This window comes from Stenotrophomonas sp. 10L48, assembly GCF_056395105.1.
On record NZ_JBFTIX010000021.1, the window covers coordinates 1 to 21,920 of the forward strand.

A 21,920-nucleotide genomic window follows, 5' to 3' on the forward strand; every position below is an offset into this window, starting at 1 on the left:
TGCTCGCGGGTCTGCGGCATCGGGCCGTCAGCGGCCGAGCACACCAGGATCGCGCCGTCCATCTGGGCAGCACCGGTGATCATGTTCTTGACGTAGTCAGCATGGCCCGGGCAATCGACGTGGGCGTAGTGACGAACGGTGGATTCGTATTCGACGTGCGCGGTCGAGATCGTGATGCCACGCGCCTTTTCTTCCGGCGCAGCGTCGATCGCGGAGTAATCCTTGAACTCGCCACCAAAGCGCTCGGCACCGATCTTGGTCAGTGCGGCGGTCAGCGTGGTCTTGCCGTGGTCGACGTGACCGATGGTGCCGACATTGACGTGCGGCTTGGTGCGCTCGAACTTACCCTTGGCCATGGCTGCTTATCTCGAATTCGTCTGGTGTGGTGCTGAAGATGGTGCTCACAAAAGGAATCGAACCTTCGACCTCTTCCTTACCAAGGAAGTGCTCTACCGACTGAGCTATGTGAGCGAGTTTTGCATTATGGCATGAACTCGATAATATTCAAAGTTCATTCAATGGAGCGGGAGACGGGAATCGAACCCGCACCATCAGCTTGGAAGGCTGAGGTTCTACCATTGAACTACTCCCGCACCGGGAATGTGCCACAACGTGAAGCTGGTGGAGGGAGGTGGATTCGAACCACCGAAGGCGTAAGCCAGCAGATTTACAGTCTGCCCCCGTTGGCCGCTTGGGTATCCCTCCTTACCACCCCATTCCGTGCCGCCGAAGCGTTGCGGTGTGTGGTGGTGAGCCCGCAATTCTGGAGATGAAGCGGGGGTCTGTCAACGCTTTTTTTCACTTTTTTTCACGCGCGTCGCAAACCCCTTGATACGCAAGGGTCTGCTCAAGGCAGCGCGATTGTCTCGTCGGCAAAGATGGCCACATGGGCAACGCCATCGGCCCCGATCCAGCCCCGATACATGCCCTGGGTGTTGAACGGCGCTGCCGCTTTCCCATCTGCAGAGAGCACGATCGCCCCGCCGTCGCCGCCCATCTGCGGAATCGCGTCGTTGATCACGCCCTTGCCCGCCTGTTCCGGCGACTGACCGAGGTAGCGCATGCGCGCGCAGATCTCATGGGCTGCCGCGGTACGGATGTAGTACTCGCCCCAACCGGTACCCGACACCGCACAACGCGCATCGGCCCAGGTGCCGGCACCGATGATCGGCGAATCGCCGACACGTCCATAGCGCTTGTTGGTCATGCCGCCAGTGGAGGTGCCTGCAGCAAGATGCCCCTGTGCATCCAGGGCGACCGCACCGACCGTGCCGAAGTGCTTTGCGGTTTCCAGGTCGGCATGCGCCTGCCCGCCCGCCTCTTCCTTCAATGCACGCTGCAGCTGCTGCCAGCGCTTGTCGGTGCGGAAGTAGGAGGGGTCGACCAGGGTCACGCCCTGCTCGGTGGCGAAGGCTTCGGCGCCCTGCCCCACCATCATCACGTGCCTGGACTTCTGCATCACCGCCTGCGCGAGGAGGATCGGGTTGCGCACGCGCTGCACGCCGGCCACTGCTCCGGCCGCCTGGGTGGCACCGTCCATCACCGCCGCGTCCAGTTCATTGCGGCCTTCGTGGGTGAACACCGCGCCCTTGCCCGCGTTGAAGGTCGGATCATCCTCGAGCACGGTGATGGCCGCGGTCACCGCCGCCAGTGCCGGATGCCCGGCTGCAAGTTCGGCATGGCCCTTCAGCAATGCCGCCTTCAGCGCAGCGCGCGCGGCCTGTTCTTCTGCCGCGGAGAGATCCTTGCGCTCCACCCCGGCACCGCCGTGGATGACCAGCAGCGGTGATGCGGTGGGTGCGGCCTGGGCCAGCAGTGGCAGGGACAACAGCGCGGACAGCGCCAGGCGCAGTTTCATGGAAGCAGATCTCCAGCAGGACAAGGATTGGATTGCACGGTAGCGTCGGGCCATGCCTGGTGGAAGGCACAGCGCGGCGGCATCCGCCGGGCATGGCCCGGCGCTACCGGATCATTGGCGGACGACTTCAATCTCGCCATCGCTGATTTCAGCCAAAGCCTGGTAGGCCGCGTCGGCCTGCAGGTCGTCCAGGCGCATGCGACTGCCGCTGGCAACCACGGTGACCGGCACCGCATGGAAGCGCAGCGGTTCGCCTTCCACCAGCCGGTCGGCATCGCGTCCGGGGCTGACCACCCAGACCTTGCCTTCGCCGTCGGCACTGTAGACCTGGGCCTGGCCGTCAGGCTCCACGCACAGGGCCGTGTCTTCGTCGACGCCGATGCCGACCATGTCCGGGTCACCACTGTCATGCGCGGCGCGGGCCACGAACACGATCAGGCGACCGAGACGGTCGCGCTTGTCGAAGTGGGTGTCGGTGACCACCCGCTGCAGGTAGGGCAACTGCAGGAAGCCGCGGTCCAGGGTCACCGCCTCGCCCATCGGGTCGGCCATGGCGCTGGCCGAATCGATGCTGCCGCCGTCCAGCGCGCCATAGGCGTAGCCGCCGAGGATGGCCAGCCCGGCGCTGGTGCCGGCAATCGGCTTGCCGGCGCGCACGTGGGCATTCAGCGCGCGATTGAGCGCGGTGCCTTTCCAGAAGCGGATGTAGCGGGACTGATCGCCGCCGGCGATGAAGATCGCATCGGCCGCAGCCACGACCCGCAGCACGGCCGGGTCATCGGCGCCGCGGCGGTTGTCGAACACCAGGGTCTGCACGGCGGTGGTGCCGCCAATCTCCCGGTACAGACGGTCCTGCAGCTCATCGGTGCCGGAGGCGCGCAGGATCAGCACACGGCCATTGCCGGCCTGGCGCAGCCACCACTGGAAGGCTTCAGGCACCCATTCGCCACCGCCCATCAGCATCATCGCGGGCGCTCGCGGGCCAGGCCGCGGTGCATCCAGATCGCCCACTTCGTAGTAGGCGAAGCCCGGGTCCATCAGTTCCTGTGCCGCCGCTGGCCATGACCAGAAGAGCGCCGACAGCAGCAAGGCGATGAGCGGGCCACGCAGCCCGTAGCGAAGGCGTCGCATTTTGATCTCCCTGAACAAAAACGACCTGCAACCGTTTTCACTCTTTGCCAGACATATCCCCAGTAGTCAAGGACATGAAAAAGGCGTTAAATGCGCGCGCCCATTCCTGAAATGTGAATGGGGGACAGGGCCCCTCCTCTGTGGGCCGGCATTACTTCCGAGAATTTCTCATGCGTAGACAGGCGATGGCGTGGTCGATCCAGCTGGCGTTGATGGGCGTTGCTGCTTCGGCGGCGGCACAGACTCCCGCTTCCTCTTCGGTACAACAGCTGGATGCGGTGCAGGTGACCGGCTCACGCATCCCGCGCGCCCAGGTGGAAGGACCGGCGCCGATCACTGTCATCAACGCAGAGCAGATCCGCTCCAGCGGCTTCACCACCGTGCCGGACGTGCTGCGCGCGATGACCCAGAACGGCGGTGAGACGCAGAGCCAGCAGTCCTCCGGAGGGGCCGATTTCTCGCCGGGTGCGCAGCAGGTCGACCTGCGCGGGTTGGGCCCGAACCACACCCTGGTGCTGGTCAACGGCCGTCGCATCGCCGACTTCCCGATGCCGTTCAAGGGCCGCAGCAACTTCACCGATGTGTCCAACATTCCGCTGGGCATGATCGATCGCATTGAAGTGCTGACCGGCAGCGCGTCGGCGATCTACGGCTCGGATGCAATCGCCGGCGTGGTCAATTTCATCCTGAAGAAGAAGGCCGATGGCACCACCATCGACATGCGCATGGGCACCACCACCGAAGGCGGTGGTGAGTCGTTCGACATGAGTCTGGCCAGCGGCTTCAGCAGCGGCAACTTCAACGCGGTGTACAGCGTCGAACTGCAGTCGCAGACGCCGCTGTGGGCCTACGACCGCGACATCCAGGACTCGACGCAGGACGGCCCGACCGAAGGCGCGCGCATCGCCCGTCGTTCCTACCTGCGCACCGATTACAACGATGACTACCTGGACCCGGGCGCGGCGACCTGCGAGGCGTTGGCCGGGCAGAACCAGGGCAGCACCTACCGCGCGTTCCGTCCGCGCTACGGCTACTACTGCGGCAGCGACAGCTCGATCGGCTACGGCACGATCCTCAGCAAGCGCCGCGGCGCCAACGGCTATGCCTCGCTCAGCTACGACTTCGACAACGGCCAGCAGTGGTTCGCCGACGTGCAGCTGGGCTACCACACGATGTCGCTGATGCGCGATGTCACCAAGTGGGGCCGCATGGCCGCCGACGGTGATGAGTCGGGTTACTTCAACAATGAAGCCACCGGCGAGATCGAGTTCTGGCAGCGCCAGTTCTCGCCCGAGGAAATGGGCGGGCTGGACAATGCGATGGTGCGCAGCACGCAGAAGACCTTCAGCGTGACCACCGGCTTCAAGGGCAACCTGACCAGCAACTGGGACTACGAAGCAGCACTGAGCCATTCGCAGTACCAGTCGCGGATCAGCTGGGCGCAGATCATCGCATCCAAGGCCAACGACCTGTTCCTGGGCCCGCAGCTGGGCGAGGACGAGGACGGCTTCCCGATCTACAACGCCGATCCGTCGCGCCTGTACCGGCCGCTGACCCGTGCCGAGTACGATTCGATCGCCGCACGCACCACCTATACGCCGAAGTCGCGTACCGAGACGGCTGCGTTGACCCTGACCAATGGGTCGCTGTTCACCCTGCCCGGCGGCGATGCCGGCTTTGCCGCGACGGTGGAAGTGGGCCAGCAGGCCTACGCGCTCAACCCGGACCCGCTGGCGACCGGCTATTACTACTACAGCTGGAAGGATTCGGACGGCAAGGGCTCGCGCAACCGCTGGGCGACTGCCGCCGAGCTGCGCATGCCGCTGCATGAGACGGTCAACCTGAGCGTGGCCGGCCGTTACGACCAGTACCGCTATTCGGGCCACACCATCGGCAAGGCGACCTGGAGCGGCGGCCTGGAATGGCGCCCGATCGACACGCTGCTGGTGCGCGGCTCGTACGGCACCGCGTTCCGTGCGCCGGACCTGCACTATGTATTCGCCGGCCCGGGCAACGACGAGACCAGCGCGGAAGATCTGTACAACTGCCGCGCCGACGCCGCCGATGATTGCGCCGACTACGAGCGCAACGTGATCCGCAGCCGCAGTGGCAACCGCGAGCTGGAACCGGAAACCAGCACCTCCTGGAGCGCGGGCTTCGTGTGGTCGCCGGCCGCCGGCCTGGACCTGTCGGCCGACTGGTTCAACATCGACATGCGCGACCAGGTGCAGGACATGGACGTGCGTACGATCCTGGCCAGCGAAGCGAACTGCCGGCTGGGCAGCGCCGACATCGGCTCGCCGACCTGCGTGGATGCTCTGGCCCGCATCACCCGCACCGCCGACGGCCGTCTGTACGGTGTGCACGTCAATCCGATCAACGTGGCGCGCGAGTCCACCTCCGGCATCGACGTCGGCCTGCGCTACCGCCTGCAGACCGGCATCGGCGACTTCATCTTCAATGGCACCCACACCTGGGTGAAGAAGCATGACTTCCAGCGCTATGCCGGCGATGTGACCGAAGACCAGTTCGCGATCAACAGCGGCTTCGATATTCCCCGCACCAAGACCAGCGTCAGCGTGACCTGGGAAAAGGACGCCTGGTCGGCCACCGTGTACGGCTCGCGCCTGGGCAAGCTGCCGACCTCGGACAGCTACGACCAGGTGTTCGACGAGGAAAGCGGCGACAGCCCGTGGATCAAGGCGACCTACCGCTACAACGCTTCGCTGCAGTACCGCTTCGACGATCACTCGCGGTTGTCGCTGTCGGTGGTCAATGTGTTCAACAAGATGCCGCCGAAGGACAAGACCTATACGGCGTACCCGTACTACGACGTGTCCTGGTTCGACAGCGTCGGCCGTACCATCAACCTGCAGTACACCCACAAGTTCGGTGGCAGCGCGCTGTAAGGACGCCCTGCTGCTGGCTCGCCACAGACCCCCGCTTCGGCGGGGGTCTTTTTTTGACCGCCTGCCGCTGCCCCAGCCTGAACGGTTCCCCGCCGGCGGCGGCCTCCACGGCGGGCGCGCCGCTTTTTAGGACATGGCTGATTCCGGGCGGGTGACCGTCGTCCCTAGGATCGGTGCATGTTCCGATTCCCTCGCCCTTCCCTGCCCCTGGTCGCACCGCCGACCACCGCTTCGGTGCTGCTGCGCTGGCTGACGGTGTGCGTGTTCCTGTGCCTGGCTGCCGCCACCGGCTTCTACCTGCTGACCGCGTTGACCGAAGATATCTCCAGCCACCGCCGCGACATGAATGCCGCCGCGTACAGGGCGCAGATCTACTTCGACCAGCGTGAGGCCCTGCTGCGCTATCTGGGCGATTCGGTGGTGGTGGGTGATCCGTCGGCGCCGTCCAGCGAGGGCGTACGCCAGCTGCCGTTGGACGGGCCGGGTGGAAAGCCGGGCCAGCGCCTGCTGCTGTCGCCGCGCGCAGAACACACGCTGCAGACCCTGCAGACCCATCTGCTGCTGGTCGACGCGCAGGGAACGCATTGGCTGGCCGGCGGCCAGGCCGACGTGGACATCGCCGGCCTGCCCACGCTGCATGTACTGCAGCAGCGCAGCGGCACGCTTGCCGGTACCGATCCGGTGTACTGGCTGCGCGCGGGCGACGCCGGGGTCGCTCTGGCACAACCGGTACAGGCCGGACCGCAACCGGGCCAGTGGTTGATGCTGCTGCTGGACAGTGCGGCCGCCTCGGACATGATCGATGGCCAGGGCATCGGCGGCTACGCCCTGCTGGACCGCGACGGGCAGCCCGCCCTGTCGAGCCTGGCTCCGCGCCTGGACAGCGCAGGCTGGAAAGCACTGCAGCAGCGCCAGGACGACAGTTTCGGCGTGCTCTGGAGCACAGGCCTGCCACGCGGCGTGGCCTTGGTGAAGGGCGTAGGCAATGACGGCTGGCGGCTGGTCTATCACCTGCCTCCACGCCTGCTGCTCGGCGACATGGCGACCTCGCTGCTGATCAGCAGTGCGTTGCTGCTGCTGGCGGGCATCGCGCTGCGCCTGCTGCGGCATCGCGTCGACCGCCAGTTGATCCAGCCGGCCCTGCTGCAGCACCGGCGCCTGCTGGAAAGCCTGGATTTCAGTTCCACGGTGATCGACCTGGCGCCGGTCGGCATCTGTGTCCTGCGCCGCAGCGACCGCCAGCTGCTGCTGTCCAACCAGCTGCTGCGCGACTGGCTGGGCGAGGAAGGCACGGACAGCGATTGGCAGGCACCGTGGCGCGGGCATGCCGGCGAACGCGGTCGCGGGCTGGAGTTCACCGCACGCGACGGTCGCCAGCTGCAGGTGCTGCATGCGGCCTGCCGTTACCAGGATGACGACGTGCTGCTGTGCGTGTTCCATGACATCTCACGCCATCGCCAGGCGCAGGCGGCGCTGTCCTCGGCGCGGCAGGCAGCCGACGCCGCCAACCAGGCCAAGAGCGCGTTCCTGGCGACCATGAGCCATGAGATCCGCACGCCGCTGTACGGGGTGCTTGGCACGCTGGAGCTGCTCGGCCGCACGCCCTTGGATGCGCGCCAGTCGCAGTACCTGCGCACCATCGAGAGTTCTTCGTCGGTGCTGCTGCAGCTGATCAGCGACGTGCTGGATGTGTCCAAGATCGAGTCGGGCCAGCTGAGCCTGGAGCCGGCATCGTTCTCGCCGCGCGAGCTGACCGAGAGCGTGCTGCGCAGCTTCGCCGCTGCGGCGACGCGCAAGGGCCTGCAGGTACTGGTCTGCACCGATCCCCGGTTGCCGACACGGGTGCTCGGTGATGCCGACCGGATCCGCCAGGTGCTGGGCAACCTGCTCAGCAATGCCATCAAGTTCACCGAGCATGGCCGGGTGGTGCTGCGCGTACGACTGGTGCAGCGCGAAGGCGAGTCGAGCGTGCTGGCCTGGCAGGTCACCGATACCGGCGTGGGCATCGCCACCGAGGAACAGGCACGCCTGTTCGAGCCCTTCCGTCAAGTCCGTGGCGCTGCCAGTGCGCAGGGCACCGGGCTGGGCCTGTCGATCAGCGACCGCCTGGTGCGCTTGATGAGTGGCGAACTGCGCGTGGTCAGCGAGCCGGGACTGGGCAGCAGCTTCACCGTGCGCCTGCCCTTGCCGGTGCTGGCGGCGACCGAGGATGGCCCCGCATTGCTGGCCGAACCGCCGGTATACGTGCGCGGCCGCGATCGCGAGCTGGTCGACAGTGCCTGTGGCTGGCTGCGCCGCTGGGGTGCCAATGCGCAGCCGCTGCAGGGCGATCCTGCCCTGCTCGACCACGCCGGCGCGATCCTGATGGATGGCGAGGCGGAACAGCCGTTGGCCTGGCAGGGACCGCGGGTGTTGGCCTCGATCGATGGTGGCGACCAACCGGCACCTGCCGCCGATGGCGCGCTGCTGGTCACCCTGCATGGCATGTCCTCGATCGCCTTGGCGGTGGCACGCCAGCAGCGCCAATGCGCAACGCTGCCGACCGCAGCGCGCGATGTGCAGCCAGGCCCGCTGGGACTGCGGGTGCTGGCCGTGGAAGACAATCCCATCAACCGGGTGATCCTGGCCGAACAGCTGCAGGCCCTGGGCTGCGAGGTGGAGCTTGCGCAGGATGGTGTCGAGGCGTTGCAGCTGTGCCAGGCCCATGACTTCGACCTGGTGGTCACCGACATCAACATGCCGCGCATGGACGGCCACACCCTGGCACGCCGGCTGCGGGCGGAAGGCGTTCTGCTGCCGGTGATCGGCGCCACCGCCAACGCTACCGCCGAGGAGCGCGAGCGCTGCCTGGCCAGTGGCATGCAGGGCTATCTGAGCAAACCCATCGACATCGCACGCCTGCGTCAGGCGCTTTCCGCCGTTCGCCAAGGAGATCCTGCATGACCCGCCGTGTCCTGATCCTGGAAGACCAGCCGTTCCAACGCGGCTATCTCGTCAATCTGTTCAGCGCGCGCGCCGGCGTGCAGGTCGACGCCTGCGAAGACGTCGATGCGGCTATCGCCCTGTGTGCCTGCCAGGCCTATGACCTGGTGGTGAGCGATCTGTTGATGCCCGGCCAGGATGGCATCCAGTTCATCCAGGCACTGGCCGCGCAGCCGCGTCCGCCTCGGCTTGCCGTGGTCAGCGCAGCCTCGCGGCGGATGATGAGTTCGGCACGGTTGATGGCTGAATCACTGGGCCTGGACGTGGTCGGGCTGTTGGCCAAGCCGGTCGCCGCCAGCGATGTCGATGCACTGCTCGATGCACTGGCGCAGACCCGGCCAGCCGTGCGCACCAGCCCGGCCGCGCTGACACCCGAGCCGGACGCGGTGCAGCTGCGGCAGGCGCTGGCCGACGGCAGCCTGACTGCCTGGTTCCAGCCGAAGAAGTCGTTGCAGTCCGGGCGCGTGGTTGCCGCCGAGGCACTGGTGCGCTGGCGCCATCCGCAGCTCGGAACACTGGCGCCTGGAAGCTTCCTGCCGGCACTGTGCCGTCATGGCCTGGAGGGCGAACTGCTGCGCGCGATGCTCACCGCCAGCATCCAGGCGCAGGCGCGCTGGCGCTCCCAGGGATTCCGCGTGCCGGTATCGATCAACCTGCCGCCGCATCTGCTGGAGCAGTCCAATCTTCCCGATGAGCTGCTGGCATTGACCCTGGCCGCGGGCGGCAATCCGGCTGACCTGTGCTTCGAACTGATGGAGAACAGCACCACCCGCCACGTGAGCGACTTCTATGCAGGCGCGTGCCGGTTGCGGATGAAGGGGTTCGGCCTGGCGCAGGACGACTTCGGCCAAGGCCTGAGCTCGGTGCACAACCTGGTCAACACCCCCTTCACCGAGGTCAAGATCGATCGTGCGCTGGTCAGCGGCTGCGCGCGTGATCCCGCCCTGCACCTGACCTTGACCACCGTGATCGCGCTGGCCAACCAGCTCGGCCTGACCATCGTTGCCGAAGGCGTGGAGAGCGATGCCGATCTGGCCGCGCTGCGCCAGCTCGGCTGCAACCAGGTACAGGGCTTCCTGATTTCGCAGGCGCTGCCCTCGGACGACTTCACCCGACTGCTGGACGAAGATGCTCCGGATGAGGGCGCGCGCAGCAGCCGTGCAGCATCGCGCTGACAGTCGAGGCTGAAAGGCTTCACAATCCCATCAAGAGTCATTGACGATCCTCTCTGCGCGGCGGTACCGGCCGTGCCCCGGGCCCTTCGGGCCGCCATCGACCGCCTACTGCTCCGAGACCTGCCCATGCCGGCCGAGGCCGCTCCCGTACGCCGACTCGCCCGCCGCTCCCTGCGCGTACATGCCCTGCTGATTGGCGTGGTGGTGCTGGCAACCCTGCAGGCCGGCCTGCTGCTGTCCACCGGCAGCCAGCTGTTCAACGAAGAACAGAGCAAGATCCGCTATCACTTCCGTCGCCTGGACGGCACGCTGCAGGAACAGGACCGCTTCCTGCGGCAATGGCGCCTGCATGACGTAGGCAGTCGCGGGCAGCCAGGGGACGAATCTGCCTCGCGTGCGCCGTCCAGCCCCTTGTTCGCCAGTTTCGCCCGGATCGGTGCCGACAGCGGCGCTTCGGCACAGGCAGCGGACGAACTGGGCGACCGCTTCCTGCGCTTCTACGGCGCTTTCTGGGCGGCCTCCCGGTTTCCGCCTCCGCAATGCCTGCTGGTCGATGGCCAGGGCCGCCGTGGCCTGCTTGCGCCGATCCAGACAACGCGTGGTGATCCGGGCCAGAGCAGCCCGCATCACCTGCATCCGGCACTGGCCGCCATCCACCAGGTCCTGCGCGAACGTCCAGCGCTGCGCCGCGGCAGCGTGGTCTGGACACCGGTGGCCTGGCGCGAAGGCCAGACCCGGCTGCTTGCCATCGCGCACGCGCCGCAGGATGCCCGCCTGTGGGGCGAGAACGAGGACGAGTCACTGGCCGCCGTGGCCTGCCTGCTGGATCCCGGCCGCGTCGATGACTACCGCCAGGTGATGGGTACGCCGGTGTTCGAACGGATGTCACTGTTCGATGGCAACGGCCGCCTGCTGCTCGGTGATGCCAGCGATGCCAGCCGCGCCGCTACGTCCTGGCGCGCGGGACTGGACGGCCTGCTGTTCCGCATGCGCAGCGAACACGGCTGGCTGGCGGTGTATCACGTGGGCTGGCAACAGGTGTTCCAGCACCCGCGCGGGCCCCTGCTGGGCAGCATGGTGGTGGCACTGCTGCTGGCCACCGGTGGCGTGCTGATCCTGCGTGCCTACCGGCGTTCGGTGATCGAACCACTGCGCCGCAACCATGCGCGGTTGCTGGAAAGCGAAGCCTTCAGCCGCACCATCCTCGACAACGCACCGATCGGATTGTGCCTGCTGCGTCGCACCGATGGCCGCGTGCTGCTGGACAACGCGCTGGCGCGTCAGTGGTTGGGGGAAAACCACGACGAGGGTGGCTGGCACGGGCCCTGGCGACGCAGCGTGCTCGCCGCCGGTGGCACTGCCGCGGGCGACGGCCTGGCCTACACCACGCCGGACAACCGCCACCTGCTGATCACCGCCACGCCCGCGCGCTATCGCGGCGAACCGGCTGTGCTGTGCCTGTTCATCGATCTCAGCAGCCAGCACGAGGCCGAACAGGTGCTGCAGCAGGCACGGCGTGCGGCCGACCAGGCCAACCGCGCCAAAAGCCAGTTCCTGGCCACCATGAGCCATGAGATACGCACCCCGCTGTACGGCGTGCTCGGCACGCTGGAGCTGCTTGGCCTGACCCCGTTGGATGCGCGCCAGCAGGACTACCTGGACACGATCCAGCGCTCATCATCGACATTGATGCAGCTGATCAGCGACATCCTGGATGTCAGCAAGGCCGAGGCCGACCAGCTGAGCCTGGAACCCGGCGCGTTCGATCCGGTGCGGTTGACCGAGGACGCACTGGACTCCTACGCCGCTGCCGCCGCACACAAGGGCCTGCAGTTCTACGCCTGCATCGACCCGGACGTGCCGGCTGCGGTCAATGGTGATGCCGCGCGCATCCGCCAGATCCTCAACAACCTGATCAGCAATGCGCTGAAGTTCACCGACAGCGGTCGGGTCGTGGTGCGCCTGGGTGCACAGCACATCGATGATCGCTGCTGGCTGCGCTGGCAGGTGGCCGATACCGGCATCGGCATCGCCAGCGAGCACCAGGCACATCTGTTCGAACCCTTCTTCCAGGCCAACCCGGGCACCGATGCCATGCGTGGCACCGGACTGGGCCTGGCGATCTGTGCACACCTGACCGCGATGATGGACGGCCACCTGCGGGTGGTCAGCGAAAGCGGCCTGGGCAGCAGTTTCTCGGTCGAACTGCCGCTGCCTGAGGCAATACCCGATCCGCTGCAGGCGGCTTCACCGCAGATGCCGGCAGGGCTGCCAGTGCAGGTTCGCGGCAGCGTTCGCGAGTTTGCACAATCGATATGCGATCGGCTGCAGCAGCGTGGCGCACAGGCCAGCGTGCACCGCGAGGATGCGCCGGCGCTTGTCGACCCTGGCACGGTGATGCTCGACCTTGTGCTGGACGAGGGTGCGCCTGCGTGGAGTGGACCGCAGGTGGTGGCCTGCCGCGAAGGCGGAATGCAGCCGCAACAGGTGCAGGGACATTGGCAGGTCGGCGTGCATCGCCTGGATGCGATCGTGATGGCGCTGGCGGCTGCAGCCGGGCGAGCACTGCCCGCCGAGGTCAACGGGCGTCTGCCCGCGACACGCAGGTTCGGCGGGCTGCAGGTGCTGGTCGCCGAAGACAACCCGATCAACCAGGCGATCCTGCGTGACCAGCTGGAGCAGCTCGGCTGCCACGCCGTGGTCGCCGGCGACGGCAATGAGGCCCTGCGCTATTGGCCACAGCGTCCTTTTGCCCTGGTGTTGACCGACCTCAACATGCCGGGACTGGACGGTTACGGTCTGGCCCGTGCATTGCGCGCGCGTGGGGTTGGCGTACCGATCCATGGCGCAACCGCCAACGCCGACCCGGCCGAACGGCAACGCTGCCACGAGGCAGGGATGCAGGGGGTGCTGGTCAAGCCGATCACCCTGGCAGCACTGCAGCGCCTGCTGACCCAGGTCACGGCCGGGCCGCACAGCGAACCTAGCGACCACGATGCCGATGCCGATGCTCCGCTGCAGGTTCCGGAAAAGATGCAGGCGTTGTTCGTGCAGACCATGCAGGCCGACCTGGACAGCCTGCAGCGGGCGATCGGCGATGTCTCGCCCGAACGCGTGGCACAGGTGCTGCACCGCATCCGCGGCGCACTGGTGATCGTCGGCGCACCGGCACTGGTGGCACACGGCCAGCAGATCGAACAACAGATCGGCGACGGCGACACGCTGCCTGCGCTGGCCGGGGCGCTCGACCATTTCCAACGGCGCCTGCAGCGGCTGCTGGAACCATTGACGCACGTCGCCGCCCCCTCACCTTCCCGCAAACCGACACTGCCATGACCACCCGCATCCTCATCGCTGACGACCACCCGATCGTGCTTGCCGGCATCCGCGATGTCCTGGCCGGCGAACTGGACCTGGACGTGGTCGGCGAGGCCGCCGATCCGGCGACCCTGATCGAGCTGATGACGAGCACCCAGCCCCATGCGGTGATCACCGATTACAGCATGCCCGGTGGTGACAGCTTCGGCGATGGCATCAAGCTGATCTCGTTCCTGCGCCGCAGCTTCCCGGACACGCATGTACTGGTATTGACGATGGTCTCCAATCCTTCGCTGGTGGCAGCCATGTATGCCGCTGGCGCGGGCGGCGTGGTGCTCAAGAGCCACGGCCTGGGCAGCCTGGTGCAGGCGCTGCGCACGGTGCTGGCCGACCGCATCTATCGCCCGCCCGGACTGATGCCGGTTGCCGCGGCGGAACCGGCCGATGCCGCGGTGGTGCTGGCACGCCTTTCTCCACGGGAACTGGAAGTGATCCGCCTGTTCACCGGCGGCATGAGCGTGGGCGACATCGCCCGCCAACTGCAGCGCAGCGCGAAGACGGTCAGCACCCAGAAAATCAGCGCGATGCGCAAGCTGGGCGTGGACAGCGACCAGGCGCTGATCGAGTACTGCCTGCAGGCCTCGTTGTTCGCCTGAGGCGTCCACAACGCTGAACCGTGCCCGGCCCATGCGCCGGGCACGAAGTGCTTTAGGAAACGCCTGATTCCATAGGACAGGGCTGATTTCTAGTCTGGATGCATCCCGCCACGGTGACGACGTCCCATCGTCATCGCGTTACCGGCGGGAGGGAAACCGGATGGCGCCTGCAGCGGCCATCGCACGCGGTTTCCACAGCGACGCGGCCCTGCCGCGCCAGATCGCGCAGCCGCGCTGCGCCCTGCCACAGGAATCCAACAGCATGAACGCCTCTCCCCCACGGCGCCGCCGTGCGCCCGCCTGCGCGCGCGTGGCGCGCCTTCCCTTGATTCCCAGCCTGCTGGCCAGCGCCTTGTGGGCCGCCCTGCCCGTGCATGCGGCCGAACTGCAGGGGCCGTTGAAGGTTACCGATGGTGGCAGCCTGCAGCTGGGCGCCGACGACACCCTGCAGCACAGTGCAGGCGGCTACGCGCTGGAGGCCAATGGTGTGGGCAGCACCATTACGGTCGATGGCAGCTGGATCTCGAGCACCGGCGGCGGCAGCGGCATCCTTGCCAGCGCCGGTGGCAGCGTCGTCATCGAGGGCGGCATCCTGCAGATCGGCAACGGCAGCACCACCGTCGGCTATGCGCTGAACGCCAGCGGTGCGGGTAGCGTGATCCGCGCCAACAACCTGGTCATCAATGCCTTCCGCAATGGCTCCGGCTACGGCACGGTCAATGCCACCGGTGGCGGCAAGGTGTGGTTGAACGGTGGCCGTGTCAGCAGCGGCGGGAACGCGCTGTACTCCACTGGGCGTGGCAGCGAACTGCACGTGACCGGTACGGAGATCAACAACGGTGCCAACAGCGCAGTGTACGCCGAGGGTGGCGCGCTGCTGTCGCTGGAATCGCTGAAGATGACCTTCGACGAAGCCAGCAGCGGCTACAGCGGCCGTCTGTCCTCCGGCGGCAGCGGCAGCGTGCTGTCGCTGCGCGACGTGGACGTGGTCAACGGCTACTTCGACATCGACAACGGTGGCACGCTGCAGATCGTGGGCGGCAGTGCCAGCAGCAGCGGCAGCAGCATCCGCCTGCTCGGCAACAGTGGCAACCGCGTGTACTCCACCGCCGATATCACCGGCGGCCGTTTCGAGACCGTCGGCGGCTACGGCGTCAACGTCAACAGCTGGGCCAAGCTGACCATCAACGGTGCCCACTTCACCGTGCGCGACGGCTATTCCGGCATCTGGCTGTCCGGCGCGGACTCGCTGGCCGACCTTACCGATACCACGATCAGCACCTATGGCGACAACGGCTACGGCCATGGCGTGGACGTCTGGGGTGGTACCGCCACGATCACCGGCGGCAGCATCGATACCCACGGCGATGGGGTCTACGGCCTGCGTGCCTCGGGCAGCAATCCGCCGACGCCCTACTCGCGCATCCGCGCCAAGAACCTGGACATCACCACCCATGGCACCGGCGGTGGCGGCGTCTTCCTTGGCGGCAGCACGGCCGATGCGCAGCTGGACGGAGGCTCGATCACCACACTGGGTGCATCCTCGTTCGGCATCGTGCAGATGAACACGGCCAAGCTCACCGCCGACAACCTGAGCATCCATGCGCAGGGCACGAATTCGGGTGTCTATCGCTCCTACATCACCGTGTTCGGGCCCTATTGGGACCGCTTGGTGTTCAACAACAGCACCCTGCAGACCCAGGACGGCCCCGCGTTGTGGCTGCAGGGCAGCAACCACGAGCTCACGCTCAACAACACCGATGTCGTCGCGCGCCAGCAAGGCAACCTCGACGGTGGCCGCCTGCTGCGGGTGAGCGATACGGTGTTCACCGATGGAAGTTCAGTCGCCACCGCAGACATTCTGTTCACTGCCGACAACAGCCGCCTGACCGGCGATGTCGTGGTCGACAGCGCCACCGCCAACGTGCAGATGACGCTGCGCAACGGCACCGTGTTCAACGGCGCGCTGCGCAACGATTCGGGCTACCAGGTCGCGCAGCTGGCGATGGACGGCAGCAGCCAATGGAACGTGCGTTCCAGTTCCAGCGTCGGCTCGCTGGACCATGCCGGTACCATCGCCTTCGTCGCCCCCACCACCGACGACTTCAAGACCCTGACCGTCACCGGCGACTATGTCGGCAACGATGGCCACTGGCTGTTCAACCGCGCGCTGGGCGACGATGCCTCGCTGGGTGACCAGCTGGTGATCCAGGGCAACAGCAGTGGCACCGCCTCCGTCAGCGTGCGCAACGCAGGGGGCGCCGGTGCCCTGACCAGCGAAGGCATCCGCCTGATCAGCGTGGGCGGCCAGTCCGATGCGCAGTTCTCGCTGCAGGGACGCGCGGTGGCCGGCGCTTACGACTACTTCCTGTACAAGGGCGGCGTCTCCACCCCGGATGACGGCAACTGGTACCTGCGCTCGGAATACGTCCCGCCGGTCGACCCGCCGGAACCGCCCGATCCGCCGATTGATCCGCCGACTCCGCCGATCGATCCGCCTGCTCCGCCGATCGATCCGCCGGTAGTTCCGCCGGTCGATCCGCCACTGCCGCCGGCACCGCCGCGCGTGGAGCGTCCGGAGCCGGCGGTATACATGGCCAACCAGAGCGGTGCGCTGGGCATGTTCCGGCACAGCCTGTACGACCGCAGCGGTGATCCTGCCGAGGCGACCGGTGGTGGCAGCGACGCCATTGCTTGGGCACAGGTGCGCAGCAGCGCGCCCGGCAGCCGCGGCCACCAGGTGAATGTGGACAGCGAGCTCAACAGCCTGCTGCTGGGCATCGGTCGTCGCTTCGAAGCCAATGCCGGCGGCCAGCTGCAGGCAGGTGTGATGGCCGGCCATGGCCGGGCACGCAATGACAGTCGCTCGCAGGTGACCGGTTACACCGCGCACGGTGTGGTCAACGGCACCAGCCTGGGCCTGTATGCGACCTGGTTGCAGGACGCGCGGATGGAGCACGGTGCGTATGTGGACGGCTGGCTGCAGTACGGGCGTTTCCGCAACAGCGTGCAGGGCGAAGGGCTGCAGAAGGAGCACTATCGTTCGCACAGCTGGACCGGTTCGGCCGAGGCAGGCTACGTGCTTCCCGTGCAGCGTACGGCCCAGCGCGGTGTCTACCTGGAGCCACAGCTGCAGGTGATCCACAGCCGCTACGACGCCGACCGCGTGGTCGAGGCCAACGGCACGGTGGTTGAAGGACGCGACAAGGACAGCACCACCACGCGTGTGGGACTGCGCCTGTACACGCGTTCGCTGACGCAGCGCCAGGGGCAGGTACAGCCGTTCGTCGCGGTGAACTGGTGGTCCGGTGGCAACGACGCGACCATCGCCGTGGACGGAGAACGCCTGCGCCGGCAGTTGCCGCGTGACATCTACGAAGCCAAGGCCGGCGTGCAGGTGAATCTGTCGGGCGGCTGGCGCGGCTGGGGTGAGATCAGCCACCAGACCGGTGGCATGGGCTTCCGCGATACCAGCGGCCAGCTGGGCGTCTCTTACCGCTGGTAAGCGCTGCGACGGGTGATCCCAGCGAGGGGTCCGGCGATGCGTCGTCGGACCCCTTGTTGTTTTCCACACCACGCGTGGAAATCGATGGGGGTTGGATGTGGACAAGTGGCCATGAGCCACGCACGACAAGCGTTTTCAGCTCTGGTCATTTTTTATCCAATTAATCTACCGCGCCCGCAGGTGCATGTTTTCCACACAGCAGGTGGAAAGCGCTGCGGACTTGATGTGGACAACCCGGCTTGAACGTTATGCCGCAAGCGTTTCAGGGTGTGGCTGTTTTTTGTCCAGGCGCTTCGATGGTTTTCCACACATCGCGTGGAAAGCCGTGGGGGTTTGGTGTGGACAAGTAGCTGCGAGCCCTGCACGGCAAGCGTTTCAAGGCGTGGTGAATTTCTGTCCACGGCCACCGGCAGCACTGCGCTGGCGCTTCCGCAGCAGAAGCGCGCAGCGGCACTGCTCGTGCGCCCCTTCTGACAGGCGCCCGATACAACAAGACCCCGCATTGCGGGGTCCTGTGGACAATCACTGCGCTGCGTCGTCGATCAGACGTTGAAGCGGAAATGCAGGATGTCACCTTCCTGCACGCGGTATTCCTTGCCTTCCAGGCGCAGGCGACCGGCTTCCTTCGCACCGGCTTCGCCCTTGTACTTGATGAAGTCGTCATACGCGATGGTTTCGGCGCGGATGAAGCCCTTCTCGAAGTCGGTATGGATGACCGCGGCAGCCTGCGGCGCGGTGGCGCCCTTGCGCACGGTCCACGCGCGGACTTCCTTCACACCGGCAGTGAAGTAGGTCTGCAGGCCGAGCAGGCTGTAGGCCGCGTTGATCACGCGGTTCAGGCCAGGCTCGGTCAGGCCAAGGTCGGCCAGGAAGGTATCGCGGTCTTCGTCATCCAGCTGCGACAGCTCTTCTTCGATCGCCGCCGACACCGGCACCACCTGCGCGCCTTCTTCGGCGGCACGGGCGCGCACGGCATCCAGGTGCGGGTTGTTCTCGAAACCGTCTTCCAGCACGTTGGCGATGTACATCACCGGCTTCAGGGTCAGCAGGAACAGATCGCGCACCAGCGCCTTCTCTTCCTCGTCCAGACCAGCGGAACGGCCGGCCTTGCCGTCGGCCAGCGCAGCCTGCAGCTTGGCCAGCACCGGCTTGCGTGCCGCTGCGTCCTTGTCACCGCCCTTGGCCGCACGCTCGGCGCGGTTCAGTGCCTTCTCGACGCTGTCCAGGTCGGCCAGGGCCAGCTCGGTATCGATGGTGTCGATGTCCGAGATCGGGTCGACCTTGTTGTTGACGTGGATGACGTCAGCGTTCTCGAAGCAACGCACCACGTGGGTGATCGCATCCACTTCGCGGATGTGGGCCAGGAACTTGTTGCCCAGGCCTTCGCCACTGGCCGCACCGGCCACCAGGCCGGCGATGTCGACGAACTCCACCGCGGTCGGGATGACCTTCTGCGGGTTGATGATCGCCGCCAGCTCGTTCAGGCGCGGATCCGGCACCGGCACGATGCCGACGTTGGGCTCGATGGTGCAGAACGGGAAGTTCGCCGCGGCGATGCCCGCCTTGGTCAGCGCGTTGAACAGGGTCGACTTGCCGACGTTGGGCAGGCCGACGATGCCGCATTTGATACCCATGGGTGACAGCTCTCTGGGGTGAAAGTGATTGGTGAAACAGCGCACGCGCCGCTTGGCCAATCCATCTCGGTGTCGTCGATCAACATCTGTGCCAACCAAGGTTGGCACCTACCGGGGCCGGTTGGCACCTACCGAGGCCGGCTGGCACCTACCGGGGCCGGTTGGCACCTACCGGGGCCGGTTGGTACCCGTTGCCGGCCAGCGGCCGGCACTACCGGTTATTTCGGGGTGTGCAGCCGCTTCATCGCTTCGCTGAAATCGCCCTGCACCGCCAACGGCAGCACGTCGATCGCATCGTCGATGGCGCGGGAGATCAGTACTTCATCGTCCTTGGAGGGGCGTCCCAGCACCCAGCCCACCACGCGGTCCTTGTGGCCGGGATGGCCGATGCCCACGCGCAGGCGATGGAACCTGCCGTGGCCGAGCAGGCGGATGGTGTCGCGCAGGCCGTTCTGTCCACCGTGGCCACCGTCGAACTTCAACCGCGCCACGCCGGGCGCCAGGTCCAGTTCGTCGTGGGCCAGCAGGGTGTCCTCCGGCTCGATCTTCCAGAACCGCTGTGCGGCGGTGACCGACTTGCCGCTGAGGTTCATGAAGGTGGCCGGCTTGAGCAGCCACACGGTCTGTCCGGCAATGTCGACCTTGGCGGTCTCGCCAAACAACTTGCTGTCCACGTTCCATCGTGYACCGGCTTTTTCAGCCAGGGCCTCAACGAAATGAAACCCGGCATTGTGCCGGGTCCGGGCGTGCTCCGATCCGGGGTTGCCCAGACCGACGATCAGTCGCAATCCTGCCATCGTTCCATCCAGATACGGCGCCTGCCCCGAAGGACAGGCGCCGCGGGGTATTACTCGGCCGCTGCTTCTTCAGCGTCGGCAGCATCCTGCTTGCCGTGCTTGGCAGTGACGATGGCGTCGTCGTGGTCCTTGCCCAGCGCCAGCGCCGGGATTTCCACGCCCTTCGGCAGCTTGATGTCCGACAGGTACACAACGTCGCCAGCCTTCAGCTCGCCCAGGTCGACTTCGATCGACTCCGGCAGGTCCTTCGGCAGGCAGCTGATGGCCACTTCCTTCAGTTCGTGGGCGACCACGACGTCGGCAGCCTTGCCAGCCGGCGAGGTGTCTTCGTTGATGAAGTGCAGCGGAACCGAAGCGGTCAGCTTCTCGTTCTCGTTCACGCGCAGGAAGTCCAGGTGCATGATCAGCTGCTTGTACGGATGGCGCTGCATGTCACGCAGCAGCACCTTCTGCACCTGGCCGTCCAGGTTCAGGTCCAGGATCGAGGCATAGAACCACTCGTTCTGCTGGGCCAGCCAGATTTCGTTGTGGTCCAGGCTGATGGCGACCGGTTCGGCGTTGCCGCCGTACACGATCGCCGGGATCACACCAGCGGTACGCAGGCGGCGGCTCGCACCCTTACGCTGCAGTTCACGCTTGGTGACCTTGATTTCATGGGTCTTCGACATTTTCGACTACTCGGTTGTTGCCTTGCCTTGCGGCTTGGCGGTTGAAGGCACTTCCGCGACCAGAAGCGCCCGGTGTGTCCCTGCCGTTGCCGGCGGGGACGAAAAATCAATCCACGTACAGCGAGCTGACCGACTCGCCGAAGGCGATGCGGCGCATCGTTTCGGCCAGCATTTCCGCCACGCTCAGCTGGCGGATCTTGCTGCACACCCGCGCGGCGTCCTTCAGCGGGATGGTGTCGGTCACCACCAGCTCATCAAGCTGGGAATTGGTGATGTTGTCCACCGCCGGGCCCGACAGCACCGCGTGGGTGCAGTAGGCGGCGACCTTCAGCGCACCGCGCGCCTTCAGGGCAGCAGCAGCGGCGCACAGGGTGCCGGCGGTATCGACGATGTCATCGACCATCACGCAGGTCTTGCCTTCGACGTCACCGATGATGTTCATCACGGTGGAGACGTTGGCGCGCGGACGGCGCTTGTCGATGATCGCCAGGTCGGCGTCATCCAGGCGCTTGGCCACTGCACGGGCGCGGACCACGCCGCCCACGTCCGGCGACACCACGATCAGGTTCTCGGTGCCGTAGGCGCGCCAGATGTCGGCCAGCAGCAGCGGAGAGGCATACACGTTGTCGACCGGAATATCGAAGAAACCCTGGATCTGGTCGGCGTGCAGGTCGACGGTCAGCACGCGATCAGCGCCGGCGGTGCTGAACATCTTCGCCGCCAGCTTGGCGGTGATCGGCACGCGCGAGGAACGCATGCGGCGATCCTGGCGCGAGTAGCCGAAGTACGGCACCACGGCGGTCACGCTGGCCACCGATGCGCGCTTGAGCGCGTCGATCAGCACCAGCAGTTCCATCAGGTTTTCCGCGCTCGGCGCCGAGGTCGGCTGGATCACGAACACGTCCTGCTTGCGAACGTTCTCTTCGATTTCCACCTGCACTTCACCATCGGAGAAGTGCGAGACCAGCGCCTTGCCCGGGCGGACTCCCAGTTCCTTGCAGATGTTCTGCGCCAGACGTTTGTTGGCGTTGCCGGAAAAGACCAGCAGGTTCGGGGACTCTTGCATCATGATTGTCTCGGGCGGGGACGAGTGGCGGGGATCCGGTAGCGGCAAGGACCACGTCGGCCCCTGCTGCTGACAACACCGCGGCTGTTCCCACGTCCCGCGCAGGTGATGCGCTGGAAGGCGCGGACGCAGCCGCATTGGCAGGGGCGGGAGGATTCGAACCTCCGAATGCCAGGATCAAAACCTGGTGCCTTGGGCCTCTTGGCGACGCCCCTGCATTG

At 66.3% G+C, this 21,920-nt stretch carries 13 protein-coding genes and 4 tRNA genes; 6 read left to right on the plus strand and 11 right to left on the minus strand.

Annotated features, from left to right (window positions below):
- From AC1DCU_RS20855 to AC1DCU_RS20880, 6 genes are all read right to left on the minus strand, one after another.
- Positions 1 to 356 (minus strand): GTP-binding protein (locus AC1DCU_RS20855; protein WP_442252378.1); only part of this gene is annotated, 356 nt, incomplete at its 3' end.
- Between the two features lie 39 nt (positions 357 to 395).
- Positions 396 to 471: transfer RNA gene (locus AC1DCU_RS20860), tRNA-Thr, on the minus strand.
- A 48-nt stretch (positions 472 to 519) separates the two neighbouring features.
- Positions 520 to 593, minus strand: a tRNA-Gly gene (locus AC1DCU_RS20865).
- 26 nt (positions 594 to 619) lie between these two features.
- Positions 620 to 705, minus strand: a tRNA-Tyr gene (locus AC1DCU_RS20870).
- Between the two features lie 142 nt (positions 706 to 847).
- Positions 848 to 1,858, minus strand: a complete 1,011-nt coding sequence (locus AC1DCU_RS20875) for an isoaspartyl peptidase/L-asparaginase family protein (RefSeq protein ID WP_478013641.1) — start codon at positions 1,856 to 1,858, stop codon at positions 848 to 850.
- Between the two features lie 111 nt (positions 1,859 to 1,969).
- A complete protein-coding gene (locus AC1DCU_RS20880; protein WP_442252029.1) occupies positions 1,970 to 2,989 on the minus strand; it encodes a cyanophycinase in 1,020 nt (339 codons plus the stop codon).
- 170 nt (positions 2,990 to 3,159) lie between these two features.
- On the opposite strand from AC1DCU_RS20880, the gene AC1DCU_RS20885 reads away from it, so the two are divergent.
- From AC1DCU_RS20885 to AC1DCU_RS20910, 6 genes are all read left to right on the plus strand, one after another.
- Entirely contained in the window at positions 3,160 to 5,898 is a 2,739-nt protein-coding gene (locus AC1DCU_RS20885; protein ID WP_442252028.1) for a TonB-dependent receptor plug domain-containing protein, read from the plus strand.
- 177 nt (positions 5,899 to 6,075) lie between these two features.
- Positions 6,076 to 8,841 carry a response regulator gene (locus AC1DCU_RS20890; RefSeq protein ID WP_105163493.1) on the plus strand — a complete coding sequence of 922 codons (2,766 nt, stop codon included), beginning with the start codon at positions 6,076 to 6,078 and terminating at the stop codon, positions 8,839 to 8,841.
- Positions 8,838 to 10,055, plus strand: a complete 1,218-nt coding sequence (locus AC1DCU_RS20895) for an EAL domain-containing response regulator (protein WP_442252027.1) — start codon at positions 8,838 to 8,840, stop codon at positions 10,053 to 10,055. Before AC1DCU_RS20890 ends, AC1DCU_RS20895 begins: the two co-directional genes overlap by 4 nt.
- A gap of 126 nt (positions 10,056 to 10,181) precedes the next feature.
- Positions 10,182 to 13,391: a hybrid sensor histidine kinase/response regulator gene (locus tag AC1DCU_RS20900; RefSeq protein WP_478013640.1), complete on the plus strand. Its 3,210-nt coding sequence runs from the start codon at positions 10,182 to 10,184 to the stop codon at positions 13,389 to 13,391.
- The gene (locus tag AC1DCU_RS20905) at positions 13,388 to 14,029 is read left to right on the plus strand and encodes a response regulator (protein WP_025879152.1); all 642 of its coding nucleotides are present in this window, start codon (positions 13,388 to 13,390) and stop codon (positions 14,027 to 14,029) included. Before AC1DCU_RS20900 ends, AC1DCU_RS20905 begins: the two co-directional genes overlap by 4 nt.
- Positions 14,030 to 14,291: 262 nt before the next feature.
- Positions 14,292 to 17,534, plus strand: coding sequence for an autotransporter outer membrane beta-barrel domain-containing protein (locus AC1DCU_RS20910; protein ID WP_442252024.1), 3,243 nt, complete (start codon positions 14,292 to 14,294; stop codon positions 17,532 to 17,534).
- 542 nt (positions 17,535 to 18,076) lie between these two features.
- Here the strand turns inward: AC1DCU_RS20910 and ychF are convergent.
- The 5 genes from ychF to AC1DCU_RS20935 all read right to left on the minus strand — a co-directional run bounded on the left by ychF (position 18,077) and on the right by AC1DCU_RS20935 (position 21,914).
- Positions 18,077 to 19,168, minus strand: a complete 1,092-nt coding sequence (ychF, locus tag AC1DCU_RS20915) for a redox-regulated ATPase YchF (protein WP_025879150.1) — start codon at positions 19,166 to 19,168, stop codon at positions 18,077 to 18,079.
- 218 nt (positions 19,169 to 19,386) lie between these two features.
- Entirely contained in the window at positions 19,387 to 19,965 is a 579-nt protein-coding gene (gene pth / locus AC1DCU_RS20920; RefSeq protein ID WP_478014281.1) for an aminoacyl-tRNA hydrolase, read from the minus strand.
- 50 nt (positions 19,966 to 20,015) lie between these two features.
- Positions 20,016 to 20,633, minus strand: a complete 618-nt coding sequence (locus AC1DCU_RS20925) for a 50S ribosomal protein L25/general stress protein Ctc (RefSeq protein ID WP_025879148.1) — start codon at positions 20,631 to 20,633, stop codon at positions 20,016 to 20,018.
- Positions 20,634 to 20,739: 106 nt separating this feature from the next.
- A complete protein-coding gene (locus AC1DCU_RS20930; protein WP_025879147.1) occupies positions 20,740 to 21,699 on the minus strand; it encodes a ribose-phosphate diphosphokinase in 960 nt (319 codons plus the stop codon).
- Between the two features lie 138 nt (positions 21,700 to 21,837).
- Positions 21,838 to 21,914, minus strand: a tRNA-Gln gene (locus tag AC1DCU_RS20935).
- Positions 21,915 to 21,920: the final 6 nt, after the last annotated feature.